The organism is Jutongia sp. (assembly GCF_057878315.1).
The window spans coordinates 1-12629 of the sequence record NZ_DBLXSO010000023.1 but is presented as its reverse complement, the minus strand read 5'-3'; the positions used below and the strand labels follow the sequence as shown (position 1 = coordinate 12629).

General features: G+C 47.5%; 8 protein-coding genes. All 8 read right to left on the bottom strand.

Annotated elements, in window-relative coordinates:
• Positions 1-117 precede the first annotated feature (117 nt).
• Positions 118-609, bottom strand: a complete 492-nt coding sequence (locus tag ACZLMD_RS07150) for an HD domain-containing protein (RefSeq protein WP_118560191.1) — start codon at positions 607-609, stop codon at positions 118-120.
• Positions 610-799: 190 nt separating this feature from the next.
• Entirely contained in the window at positions 800-4354 is a 3555-nt protein-coding gene (gene nifJ, locus ACZLMD_RS07145; RefSeq protein WP_489495428.1) for a pyruvate:ferredoxin (flavodoxin) oxidoreductase, read from the bottom strand.
• 346 nt (positions 4355-4700) lie between these two features.
• Complete coding sequence (locus ACZLMD_RS07140; RefSeq protein ID WP_158577178.1) at positions 4701-5369, bottom strand: FHA domain-containing protein; 669 nt, start codon at positions 5367-5369, stop codon at positions 4701-4703.
• Positions 5370-5404: 35 nt separating this feature from the next.
• Complete coding sequence (locus ACZLMD_RS07135) at positions 5405-7054, bottom strand: M14 family zinc carboxypeptidase (RefSeq protein ID WP_489495426.1); 1650 nt, start codon at positions 7052-7054, stop codon at positions 5405-5407.
• A gap of 188 nt (positions 7055-7242) precedes the next feature.
• On the bottom strand, positions 7243-7920 hold the full coding sequence (locus ACZLMD_RS07130; protein WP_482522173.1) for a peptidylprolyl isomerase: 678 nt from the start codon (positions 7918-7920) through the stop codon (positions 7243-7245).
• Between the two features lie 208 nt (positions 7921-8128).
• Positions 8129-8548 (bottom strand): hypothetical protein, encoded by a 420-nt coding sequence (locus ACZLMD_RS07125; RefSeq protein ID WP_489495424.1) that lies wholly within the window; start codon positions 8546-8548, stop codon positions 8129-8131.
• Positions 8549-8616: 68 nt separating this feature from the next.
• The gene (locus ACZLMD_RS07120; RefSeq protein WP_489495422.1) at positions 8617-9309 is read right to left on the bottom strand and encodes an alpha/beta hydrolase; all 693 of its coding nucleotides are present in this window, start codon (positions 9307-9309) and stop codon (positions 8617-8619) included.
• A 172-nt stretch (positions 9310-9481) separates the two neighbouring features.
• Positions 9482-12629 (bottom strand): Ig-like domain-containing protein (locus ACZLMD_RS07115; RefSeq protein WP_489495420.1); only part of this gene is annotated, 3148 nt, incomplete at its 5' end.

Here is a 12629-nt window from a genome sequence, read left to right as displayed (position 1 = left end):
CCTGCCGCCCGGATCAATCCGATCCCGGCATATCTGCCTCCATTATCTTTTGATAATGCTCCGACAATCAATTTATCACAAAATCGCCGATTTGAAAACCCATTTTAACGATTTTGTTTATTTTTGAAACATTGTTTCAAGAATATCCGTGCCTGATTTCGTCCGGAATATCTTCTCTCCCGCACGCTCTACCGCCTCGCCGGACACCCCGTCCTCATACAGATTCACCAGAAAATCCGCTTCCACCAGGATCTGATAATCCATACCGTCAATGCCGTCATAGGTATGATGATGACCCACCAGATAGCATACTCTTGCAATCACCTTCTCCGGATAGCCCAATGCTGTCAGCAGCTTTTGCGCTGCCGCCGGTCCCTCCTTCTCCTGCAGCTTACCGCCGCACTGACCGAATTTCTCCTCAGCCGGCTTGATTCCAATATCATGTACGATTGCCGCCGTCTCCAGTATAAACTGCTCCCCGGCAGGAAGCTTCTCCTTTTCCCCGATCATCTTGGCGAACGTATATACCTTTATAAAATGCTGGATCCGTTTGGGATCACCGGCATAATAACGAATCATTTCTGTTATTAATATATTATTATCTTTCATATTATGTTCTCCACTCCTTCCACACAAAGTATACAGCAGGTGCCGCCTTTTCTTCAAACCTTTTTTATTGTATCAGAAAACAACAAATTTTCTGACATAACAAAAAGGAGGCTGCTGCATAATTGCAACAACCTCCTCGTAGTTACATATATCAGATTAAGCTCCGATCGTTCTTAAAGTCATGGCAGAATTATTTGTAAAGCTCTACCAGCTTCTGCAGATGCTCATAACGAGCCTTTGCAGCATCCTCTGACTCCTTGAACAGTCTCTCAGCTCTCTCTGGGAATGGCTTGATCAGACGAGTGTAACGAGCCTCGTTGTTCAGGAATGCCTGATAATCATCGAAGTTTACACCCTTCTCAGATGTGAAGCTGAATGGATTCTTGCCCTCTGCCTTAAGAGCAGGGTTGAATGAGAAGAGGTTCCAGTAACCAGCCTTAACAGCCTTCTTCATCTCATCCTGACAGTGGTTCATACCACCCTTAGCGATTCCGTGAAGCTCACATGGAGCATAACCGATGATCAGGGATGGTCCGTTGTATGCCTCAGCCTCAGCGATTGCCTTAACAGCCTGTGCAGGGTTTGCACCAAGAGCAATCTGTGCTACATATACATAGCCATAGCTCATAGCGATCTCTGCAAGAGACTTCTTGCCGATCTCCTTACCGGCAGCAGCGAACTGACAAACCTCACCGATGTTGGAAGCCTTAGATGCCTGTCCACCTGTATTAGAATACATCTCTGTATCGAATACCATAACGTTTACATTCTCACCGGATGCAAGTACGTGGTCGAGACCACCAAATCCGATATCGTATGCCCAACCGTCACCACCGAAGATCCATACAGACTTCTTAGAAAGATAATCCTTCTTAGCAAGTACTGCCTTAGACTTCTCACAGCCACACTTCTCGAGCTCAGCGATCAGTGCTTTGGTAGGCTCAACGTTTGCCTTAGTGTCATCCTTTGTCTCAAGGTATTTATCGATTGCAGCCTTAACATCAGCGGATGCATCGTCAGATGCTGCGATCTCTTTCAGAGTCTCGATAGCCTGGTCACGAAGATACTTCTGACCTACATACATACCAAGACCATGCTCTGCGTTATCCTCGAACAGTGAGTTAGACCAAGCCGGTCCCTTCTTGCTGTCCTTGTTTACTGTATATGGTGAAGTTGCAGCCGGGTTACCCCAGATAGAAGAACATCCTGTTGCGTTAGAGATGTACATCTGCTCACCAAACAGCTGTGTTACGAGACGTGCATAAGATGTCTCTGCACAACCTGCACAGCTTCCTGAGAACTCAAGGAGTGGCTGGTTGAACTGGCTTCCCTTAGGAGTAGTATCTGCAAATCCGCTGTCCTTCTTGCTAACATTAGCTACCAGATAATCAAATACCGGCTGCTGATCTGCCTGTGACTCCTGTGGTACCATCTTGATCGCACCGTCTGCTGCCTTAGGACATACTGTGATACACTCACCACATCCCATACAATCCAGAGGAGATACGCTCATAACGAACTTGTACTCGCCAGCCTTAGGCTTTGTATCAGAAAGCTTGATCTGCTCCGGAGCAGCCTTAACCTCATCCTCAGAAAGGAGGAATGGACGGATTGTTGCATGTGAACATACGAACGCACAGTTGTTACACTGGATACATGTGTTAGGATCCCATACAGGAACTGTTACGGCTGTACCACGCTTCTCGTATGCAGAAGCACCTGTCTCGAACTGTCCATCCGGATTCTCAACGAATGCAGATACAGGAAGGCTGTCACCATCCATCTTAGAGATCGGCTCAAGGAGATTCTTAACAAGCTTAACAACCTCCGGACGTCCCTCTAATTCCTTAGCAGGAGCATCTGGAGCAGGATTCTTCCAAGAATCCGGAATCTCTACTTTGTGTACTGCATCAAGTCCGGCATCAATTGCCTTGTAGTTCATCTCTACGACAGCGTCACCCTTCTTAGAGTAAGACTTCTTAGCTGCCTGCTTCATGAACTCTACAGCGTCATCGATCGGCATTACGTCAGCCAGCTTGAAGAATGCAGACTGAAGAATTGTGTTGGTACGCTTACCCATACCGATCTCGATTGCCTTATCGATTGCATTGATCGTGTAAAGCTGAATATTGTTGTCAGCGATATATTTCTTAGCCTCAGCGTTGAGATGCTTATCAAGCTCCTCATCAGACCACTGGCAGTTGATCATGAATACTCCGCCCGGCTTAACATCCTGAACCATCTTCATGCCCTGGATCACATATGCAGGGTTATGACATGCTACGAAGTCAGCCTGGTTGATGTAATATGGGCTCTTAATCGGGTTGTCACCAAAACGAAGGTGAGAAATTGTAACACCACCGGTCTTCTTTGAATCATACTGGAAGTATGCCTGGATATACTTGTCTGTGTGGTCACCGATGATCTTTGTAGAGTTCTTGTTAGCACCTACAGTACCATCTCCACCGAGACCCCAGAACTTGCACTCCTTTGTACCAGGTGCAGAAGTGATAGGAGCCGGCTTAACCTCAGGAAGACTGAGATTGGTAACATCATCTACGATACCAACTGTGAAACGTGGCTTAGGAGCATCTTTCTTCAGCTCTGTATAAACAGCAAATACTGATGAAGGAGGAGTATCCTTAGAACCAAGACCATAACGTCCGCCAGTCAGAACGATGTCATTAAGACCTGCCTCACGAAGAGTAGCTGCAACATCAAGGTATAAAGGATCACCAAGAGAACCAGGCTCTTTTGTACGATCAAGAACTGCGATCTTCTTAGCTGTCTTAGGGATCACCTTAAGAAGTGCCTCTGAAGACCATGGACGATACAGACGAACCTTGATAAGACCAACCTTCTCGCCAGCCTTTGTCAGGTAATCAATTACCTCCTCTGCAACATCACAGATGGAACCCATTGCGATGATAACACGATCTGCATCAGGAGCACCATAGTAATTGAAAAGACCATAGTTTGTACCGAGCTTCTCATTGATCTTGCCCATGTACTTCTCTACTACTGCAGGAAGCTCATCATAAGCCTTGTTACAAGCCTCACGATGCTGGAAAAATACATCACCGTTCTCATGAGAACCACGAGCTGCCGGATGCTCAGGATTCAGTGCATGTGCACGGAACTCCTCAACAGCGTCCATTGGACACATTTCCTTCAGATCCTCATAGTCCCACTTCTCGATCTTCTGAATCTCATGAGAAGTACGGAAACCATCGAAGAAGTTGATGAAAGGAACCTTGCCCTCGAGTGATGCAAGATGTGCAACCGGGCTTAAGTCCATAACCTCCTGTGGGTTTGTCTCAGCCAGCATAGCAAAACCGGTCTGACGACAAGCGTAAACGTCACTGTGATCACCGAAGATATTCAGTGCATGTGTAGATACTGTACGTGCAGATACATCAAATACACATGGTAACTGCTCACCGGCAATCTTATACATATTAGGGATCATCAGCAGAAGACCCTGAGATGCTGTAAATGTAGTAGTGAGTGCACCTGCTGCAAGGGAACCGTGTACGGTACCTGCTGCACCTGCCTCAGACTCCATCTCTACAACCTTAACGGTATTACCGAAGATGTTCTTCTGTCCTGCTGCTGACCACTGGTCAACGGAATCAGCCATTGGGCTGGAAGGTGTGATAGGATAGATACCTGCTACTTCTGTGTAGGCATACGCTACATGAGCTGCGGCGGTATTTCCATCCATAGATTGTTTAGCTCTTGCCATTTGTATAGAATCCTCCTTAATATAGTTTCTGATAACATTTTATCACTTAAAAAATCAAATGTAAAGAATGGGAGGTTCATTTTTGTCGGAAAACAGCGAACTTAACAAAAAATTTACACTTTTTTCATGCTAGTGATACTGCCGTTTTTTATCAATAACAGTAGTTTATTGAGACTCAACATGACATCATTAAACAAGAACAAGGGCAAAACCAGCGTTTTGCCCTCCAAGAATTGCTTCGCAATTCTCGTTGGCCTTCCACCACATTACGAGCATTTTCCTATACCAGAACAAAAGGGCAAAACCAGCGTTTTGCCCTCAATTAACACTATATTATGAGCATTTCTTATACCAGAACAAACACGGCTTTACCGTTGGAGAGCGAGATACGGCTTCCGACAGGCACCTGCACCGGCTGTCCTTCCGGCAGCTCGTCCCCACCCAGCACATAGGTTCCGTTGGTGGAAAAATCAGCGATCAGGAAACCCTCCTTCGGTCCGAGATAACTGATCGAGCAGTGCTTACGACTGATCTCCGGCGTCTCAAATATCACGTCTGCCTCCTCCGGATCTCTTCCGATCACGACATCCTCGTCCCTTCGTATCGGGATCAATGTTCCTTCATAGGTACCGGAAATCCCCTGAAGAATCCCCCACTCCTCTCTCGCCTTTCTCTGACGCAGCCACATCTGCAGCTCGTCCACCTTGCTGCAGATCAGCTCATGATAATACGGACTGATCGCAATCAGACGGTTATCTAACAGAATATGCGCCGGATAGACTGCCACGATCGCCTTACAGGACACCAGATAATTCGGATGACACCGCACAAAATGCGTGCCGTCCAACAACTCCCACAGTTCATCCAGATTCCCGTCGAAGCTGATCTGATGCTCATCCATCATCGTTACAAACACACGCATCGCTCTTCCTTCAAAATACTTGATCTCATCCAACGCAAGCGTTAGTTTGTTCCCGTGAAAGTTAATCTGTAAATTCTCTCCGTTTCTCTCCATATCAGCTTCCTCCATTTGTTTATTGTCCTGTATTCCTAACGAAACAGCTTCGCTGCCTGTATTACAACCATTTTATTGCATTTCCATACGGAAGGATATTCTCTTGCCGGTCCCGGACAGGTGTAGCGTCCAACCTCCAGAGTGATTCCCGGCACCTTTGTAACCTCATGAATATAGGTAAGGAAATTGCCGTCTCCTCCTGATGAAGAATGATAGCCCACCGCACTGGCATAGCCCGTCAGCCGTCTCGACTGATAATACAGCCTGTCTGTATTCTTCTGGAGCGTGCCGCCCAGACCGCTTCCACCGAAAATGATCGAACCCATCGCATGATAGCTGATCACGCCGCGCAGTGTCTTTTTTGAACGAAGTTGATCTGTCAGCTTCTTAATCGCACGGGTCTCACTCTCGCTACATGCTTTCGGTCCGCTGTAGCCCATCGGTCCGCGCTTTCCCTGCTTGCGGAAACGCACCGGATAATTACGGTTCAGATCAACGCCTCTTGCATTGGCTTTCCAGATCGTTGTGCTGCCGCTTTTCAGCTTCCGGAGACGCTTTCGCAAAGCTGCGCTTCGTATGCCCTTGATTCCAAACTGCGAGATCGTTGTGCCATCCGGATTCGCCATCGGTACATAGTGAACAGCAATCTTATCAAAGGTCTTCTTCCAGCTTCCACCCTCTCTTGCCGTATAATAATTCTCCAGATAATATTCAATCTGATCCATGCAAAGCTCAGAGGTCATATACTCTCTTGCATGAAGGTTGGCAACCACAAGCAGGGTCTTTGATGCCTTCGTATTACCGATCACTACATCATAAAGATTTCTACCATCTTCACTCTTTCCGATCACACTGGTATGTACGATCCCATGATATTTATCCTGTAATTTCTGAATATCTGCCGACATCTCCGCATAGCTGTACTTCTGATGATCCGTCTGCACAATGGTGCGGTTATTATAGGTTCCTGTTCTGCCGGCTGCCTTTCTGATGCCATCCGTCTTATTCACTGCTACTACCTGATACCGGTACTTTTTGTTAAAAGTAAGAGACTTATCCAGATATTTATGAGCGGTCACCTCTGCCCGCAAAGTATACTTCTCCTGTCCGGAAGCCTTGCGGTATACAAGATAGGATGTCGCATTAGCTGTTTTCTTCCAGGAAACCGTCACCTTGTGACGTCCTCTTCCGCAAAAATAAAGCTTTGCCACGCGTCCCGGCTCAAGATCGACCATCTCTGTCGGTATCGGAACCGGAGAAGCGGTAACTGCACCCTCTGAAGGAGCCGGTGTCCGGGTTGCCGGTGGTGTCGCTGTTTTCGCCGGTTCTGTTACAGCCGGTTCCGTTGTTGCAGGTTCTGTTACGGAAGGCTCTGTCGCTGATGGTTCTGTTGTTGCAGGTCCGGTAACTGCCGGCTCTGTTTCCGACGGCTCCGTTGTTGCAGGTTCCGTTGCCGACGGTGTCACAGTCTGTGCCGGCTGCACACTTTCTTCTGTATTCTCTGCCTTTTTCAGACTCTGCTGCTTCTTATCATTCGGTAACTGTTGTGATGCATATACCTTTTTGATATTCATTCCAAAATCCGCTGCCATCTTCCTTTCTGCCTGCAGGTCATTTCCCGCGCAGGTCTCCAGCAGTAATACCACTGCCAGCATAAAACATTTCCATTTCATTCTTCGTTTCACTGTACTTACTCCCTTCAATATACTCCTGTTTTTTATTTATTATACAGATTCCAGCCACAAAAGTCCATTTCCCGGACAGAGATATGTTCGGAAATTGCGGCTTATTTCCGTAAAAAATTATGTAAAACAAAAAACGGTCAGACAAATCAGAAATTCTTCCGACTTGTCTGAACCGTTTGGCTTCTCACTTAATCAATCACCTTGATGCTCTTGATCACCGGCTGATTCTCTGCGGCAACCGTACCATTCTCATCCTCAACCTGTGTATCCTCGCAGATCTTATCAACAACCTCCATGCCCTTCGTCACAGTTCCAAAAGCAGCGTACTGACCATCCAGTCCCGGATTATCCTTATGCATAATAAAGAACTGAGAGCTGGCACTGTCATAATCCTGCGACCGTGCCATGGAAATCGTACCACGCACATGGGAAATACTGTTCTCAACGCCGTTCTCAGAAAACTCCCCCTTGATCGTCTTGTCTGACCCTCCGGTACCATTGCCCAGCGGATCACCACCCTGGATCATAAATCCGGAAATGATCCGGTGAAATGTCAGACCGTCATAAAATCCGTCTTTGGCAAGATCCACAAAATTCGTCACAGTGATCGGTGCCACGTCCGCATCAAGCTCGACAGAAATAGTTCCGTAATCCTTCACCTTGATCTTAATATGATGCTTACCGGAAAGCAGATCGCTGTCTTCGTTATCAGAAGCCACATTGCTTTCTGCATCCGCTGCCGGAGAAGAGACCGCCGCCGAGGAAACATTCCTGTCTGCAGCCGTATTATTGTCTGTACTTCCACATCCTGTCAAACACAATGCTCCAAGAAGCACTGTCATCAAAATACTACTTATCTTTCTCATAAAAACCTAACCTTTCTTTCGACTTTAAAATCACTTTTCTTTCACTCAAATTTTGAAAAAAACTATAGAGCATCATACCACAAACTTTTGATTCTGTCTATTCTAAGAAAAATGCCCCCTTTCGGAAAACAGTTTTTATGATTCTACCTGTTTTTCCAAAAAGGAGCATCTCATGTTCCGTCAGAACTTTTTCACAAAATATTTTGTATTATTTGTAGACCTCTTGAATTTCCTGTTGCAGCTCTTCACACTCCTCCGGCTGCACCGGATATCCGAGATACGCGATTCCACGATAAACAGAATCCGTCATCTCTCCCGATTCTTTCATCACACCACAGATCGTCTCAATCAGCTTCTGCTTTGCGCCGACCACCTTCTCATCCGCGCCATAAAACTGCGTCATGTCATAATCCGAGGTATTTCCACAGGGATTTTTGCAGACCGCACAGTCCGGTGCGATCACATTCTTTGCCGCATGGATCTGCCTCACCATATCCTCTTCCCTGTCCGGCTCACGCAGATGCAAAAAAGCCTCCCTGATCACCTCATCTGTCTGTTCTGTCCTGCCATTGTTGGACACCGCACCTACCAGTCCGATCAACGCACTTATTACTTTATCTCCTGTCATCAAAATATCCTCCTGTCAGATCATATCTTTTCCACCGCAGTACTGTCCCATATTATGGACAGACCAAATCACGAATGTTCCAAATTACGAACACACCATATAAACGCTTTCGCACATCGGACATCCGACTCCTGAAAATGATTCCCTTCGTTCCATTCCAGCGTTGTCTGGATCCCCTGCTCCTGCAATTGTTTATATTGTTCACGAATGCGGTCTCCCACCGCTGCCATAACCCGGTTCCTCGTTTTCTCTTCTCTCTTGCCAAGACTTAAATAAATCCGTTCTGTCTGTACGGCATGCTTCCCCGCATATTCATCCCACTTTGGAAACCATACTGACGGAGACACTGCCGCAACCGCCGCAAACAGATCCGTCTGATACGCACTCCAAAGTGAAAACAGTCCTGCAAGTGAATAGCCGCCAAGCACCACAGGCACATCAGAAGCTGCTGCGTAGTGTTTCACCACAAACGGCACGAAGCTTTCCTGCACAAACCGAAGCGTGCCAGCCGCTCCGGTGCCAAAGCCCTCCGTCCCGAACACAGACGGTGCCTCCCACGGTGAAAGCTCCCGATTCCAGTCCCGTACCAGAAATGCCGCCAGTACGACCGGTTCCGTCACCCTGTCACCGATCATAGAAGCTTCCTTCTCCAACTGAGCCATCTCATGTTCATTCACCGGCTGGATCAAAATATATTCCGCATCCGAGCTGCCATGTATCACGCACTGTTTATCTTCCAATAGAAATTTTTCGTTTATCATGTTCTCACCTTCAATGATTGTTTGTCATGTTTATTTAAGCAAAAACAGAAATTTTCGTCAAGGAGAAAAGGATGTGGCACGGAAACCTTCTGTACCAAAAAACGGACACCACATTTTTGTGTGATGTCCGCTTTTCTATTTTCACTACATCATATACATTTTAGCATATTATCTAGCGAATTTTTCTCTGACCGGTAATCCCCGTCTTCTTCAGCCAAATCTTATACTGTTTTTTGCATTTCTTCGGCACCTTTACAACAGCCTTTTTGTGTACTTTATAAAATGCTTTCTTTCCGACTGTTTTGGCAGTGAATTCCTTCGTCTTGATCACAATGTTTTTCAGATTTGAGCATCCGTAAAATGCTTTTTTGCCAATCTGAACCACATTTTTACCAATGACGATCTTCTTAAGCTTTTTGTTATTATAAAACGCTTTTGCTGCAATGGAGGTCACCTTGTATGTTGTTCCCTGCAGTGTTACTGTTGCCGGGATAACTACCGTCCCCTTCGCCTTTGCATCTGCTTTCTGATACTCCACAGTGTCATCCGCCGTGATCCGGTAGGTGACACCGTCCTTCACTAACACTGTTCCAACGGATACGGTGTCCCCATGAGAAGGATCCGGCGATACCATCCCCTGATCCAGTGAAGGAAGTGGCTGTGATGTTCCATCCGGTGCTGCCGGCTGAGTTGGTATTGGTGCCGGTGTTTCGCTCGGCTTTACCGTCGGCGTTACCGTCTCTGTTGGCTTTGGTGTCTCGCTCGGCTTCACTGTTGGTATTACCGGCTCTGTTGGCACTGGTGTCTCACTTGGCTTTGCTGTTGGTGTTACCGTTCCTGTCGGTGCCGGTGTCTCGCTCGGCTTTGCCGTCGGCGTTACCGCCTCCGTTGGCTGAGGACTCTCACCCGGTTTCACCGTTGGTGTTACCGTCGGCACTGTGCTCTCGCTCGGTTTTGCTGTCGGTGTTACCGTTTCTGTCGGTACCGGCGTCTCTGTTGGCTTCGGACTCTCGCTCGGTTTCACTGTCGGTGTTTCCATTGGCACTGGTGTCTCACTCGGTTTCACTGTCGGTGTCTCCGTCGGTTCTATCGTTGGAACAGGCGTCTCGGTCGGTGCCGGCGTTACCTTCGGTATCATAATGATACTTTCCGGATTGATTGCATCACACAGAGTACAGTGGATCGATTTCTGTCCTTCTTCGTCCTCAGAAGCCTCTCTGTCAATCACATATTCCTCTCCCCAGACATGTGCATCCGAATCGATTGGAAGAATAATCTCCCTTGATTCACCGCATCCGCCGCACACTTCCACTGCCTTTCCTGTCTCGGAGCAGTTCGCATATTTGATCACAATCGGCTCCCCGTAGCTATGTCCCACTGTGACAAGACATTGTGCGGTCACTTCTTCATTATCTGCCGCAATCGCAGAGATCGTTGCGGTTCCTGCTGCAACAGCGCTTATCACGCCATCCTCTGAAACGATGGCAACCGATTCATCCGATGACTTCCAGTTGATTCCCGGCTTGGTAATATTTTCCGGTGCGGCAATGGCACTAAGCGTTGCCGTCTTTCCCGGACAAAGTGCCAGCTCATCCTGATCAAGCGTTATGTCGGTTGTGTATATCTGCTCGGACTTTGTTCCCAGCGCATAAACGCTGAAATGCTCGGTCTGGAAGGTAAACTTGCCGTTCTGGTACTTTGCATGCATGTCAGTGATCGTTCCGTCTTCCTCGATACGGTAAATCACCGCATCCTCCGTCAATACACCATCCGGAACCGGTATCTCCACATCCACGCTCTGTCCCGGCTGGACCGCAGCCTCATTTTCATACAGACTGATATCAAAGATCGGCGTCACAGGCTTATGTCCCTTTGCCGCTTTGATCATTTCCTGAATGATCTTCCAGAACAGTTCCCATCCCTTCGGATACTTCTTCTGCAATACTTCCTTGGTGATCTCATCCACACCAAGTGTCATGTCCTTATCCATCTCACTGTCATCTGAATTGCTGACAATGATTCCTGTCTTATCATCCTTCAAACCGACTACGGTCACCTCGTAAGAGGCTGTCTTATCTCCTACCGTTGCCGTGATCGTTGCCTTTCCGGTCTGAACTGCTGTTACAACACCGTTTTCATCAACTGTCGCAATGGATGGATCAGAGGATTCCCACTGAACCGTTGTATCATCTGTCGTATTCTCCGGCTCATAGATTACGCTTAATTCCTTCTTTCTCTCCAGACGCAGGGTTCCGGTTGCGGTGTTCAGCTTGATCCACTGCAGTGGTGCGAAAACTTCCACCTCCATCTCACATCCTCTGCCGTTGACCAGCGCAATGATCTTCGCATGTCCCGGTCCCTTTGCCGTCACAGTGCCATCGGCATTTACCGACAATACACTGCGGTCTGTGCTGATCCATGTCACACTCTTATCATCAGAGGTATTTACCGGATCATATGTTATCTGCAGCTTCTTCTCATCGCCGACATTCATCTGCTCGATGGTTTCCTTAAAGGCGATCGACTGCAGTGGCGCGTATACCCGTACCGTGTAATGTGCCTCATCAATACTGCCATGACGTATCCGAATATCTGTCTCTCCCGGTGCTGCCGCGGTAACTTCTCCGTTTTCGGAAACTGTTGCCACACTCTCATCGCTGCTGATCCACTCTGTGGTATCGGTATCATCCTTTGGCACAACAATCTCTGCCGGGATCTGATAGGTTTCTCCCACATTCAATTCCTTCTGATACTCACTCAGCTTAATTCCATATTTAACCTGCGTTACCGTCACGGTACACTCTGCCTTGATCGATGGATCTTCCTTCAGGGCTGCCGTGATCACAGCCTCTCCCTGTGCGATACCCTTCACCGTGCCATCCTCTGTCACCGTAGCGACTGTCTCATCGGAGCTGCTCCAGAGTAACGTATCATCGTGACTGTACTCCTCCGGTGCATATGTCACAGTCAGCTTCTTTGTATAGCCTTCCTCGACCTCTGCACTCTCCGGCAATGATACACTCTGTATTGGTGTGTCATAAACCGCATAAGCATTCAGATCAGCGGTTAAGGTTGCCGGCAGCTTATCTGCCTTTCCGTCTCCATCAATATCCCATCCGATGAATTTAGCACCATCCGGCAGATATTGATCGATCAGAGACTGTGCCGGAGCCTGAAGCACCTGTGCGGACAATACCGGTTCCATCTGAAGAACCATGCCATCAATCCAGAAGGTTGCCTGGTTCCATTCACCATCGTAGTAGAGGTTATCGAGACGCTGTTCGTCGTTTCGCTTTACATGAGAGTAGACTACACTACCA